1 protein-coding gene is annotated in these 1478 nt (G+C 38.2%); it reads left to right on the forward strand.

Features of this window, described 5'->3' with window-relative positions; all coding sequences use genetic code 11:
- Positions 1–1470 (forward strand): porin family protein (locus tag DBU79_RS07690; RefSeq protein WP_195834253.1); only part of this gene is annotated, 1470 nt, incomplete at its 5' end.
- Positions 1471–1478: the final 8 nt, after the last annotated feature.

Below are 1478 nucleotides of genomic sequence, written 5' to 3' on the forward strand. Positions count from 1 at the left end.
ACAAATCTTATAATGAAATATAGTAATGAAAATCCAAACAATTTCAACACTTGTCCTTACAATAATAATGGTAATACAAAAAATGATTGTTGGCAAAATTTCACCCCACAAACCGCAGAAGAATTCACTAATTTAATGTTGAACATGATCGCTGTCTTAGACTCCCAATCTTGGGGCGATGCGATTTTAAACGCTCCTTTTGATTTTACTAATAAAGGCGGAGAGGAATGCGATACTAGTAAAGAGAATGAATGCGTAAATCCCGGGACAAACGGGCGTGTCAATTCTCAAAATGCAAGTTATGTGTTAAACAAACAAGACATTGTCAATAAATTTAGAAACAAAGCGGATCTTGATGTCGTTGTTTTAAAAGATTCAGGGGTTGTAGGTCTTGGGAGTGATATTACCCCTAGCAACAATGATGATGGTAAGCATTATGGTCAGTTAGGGGTAGTAGCTTCTGCTTTAGATCCTAAAAAGCTGTTTGGTAACAACCTTAAGACTATCAATTTACAGGATTTAAGAACCATCTTGCATGAATTCAGCCACACTAAAGGCTATGGACACAATGGGAACATGACCTATCAAAGGGTGCCGGTGATGAAAGATGGTCAAGTGGAAAAGGATAATAATGGCAAACCAAAAGATTCTGATGGCCTCCCCTATAATGTGTGTTCGCTTTATGGGGGTTCTAATCAGAGTGCTTTCCCTAGTAACTACCCTAATTCCATCTATCACAATTGCGCGGATGTCCCAGCTGGCTTTTTAGGGGTAACAGCAGCGGTTTGGCAACAGCTTATTAATCAAAACGCTTTACCCATAGATTATGCGAATTTGAGCGCTCAAACAAACTACAATCTAAACGCTAGTTTGAACACGCAAGATTTAGCCAATTCCATGCTCAGCACTATTCAAAAAACCTTTGTCACTTCTAGCGTTACTAACCACTATTTTTCAAGCGCTTCGCAAAGTTTTAGAAGCCCTATTTTAGGGGTTAACGCTAAAATAGGCTATCAAAACTACTTTAATGATTTCATAGGATTAGCTTATTATGGCATCATCAAATACAATTACGCTAAAGCCGCTAACCAAAAAGTCCAACAACTAAGCTATGGTGGGGGGATAGATTTATTGGTGGATTTCATCACCACTTACTCCAATAAAAATAGCCCTATAGACATTCAAACCAGAAGGAATTTTTCATCATCTTTTGGCATCTTTGGGGGGTTAAGGGGCTTGTATAACAGCTATTATGTGTTGAACAAAGTCAAAGGGAGCGGTAATTTAGATGTGGCTACTGGGTTGAACTACCGCTATAAGCATTCTAAATATTCTGTAGGGATTAGCATCCCTTTAATCCAAAGAAAAGCTAGCGTCGTTTCTAGCGGTGGTGATTATACGAACTCTTTTATTTTCAATGAAGGGGCTAACCATTTTAAGGTGTTTTTTAATTATGGGTGGGTGTTTTGAGCGTGAAA

Source organism: Helicobacter pylori (assembly GCF_009689985.1).
GTDB lineage: Bacteria > Campylobacterota > Campylobacteria > Campylobacterales > Helicobacteraceae > Helicobacter > Helicobacter pylori_CG.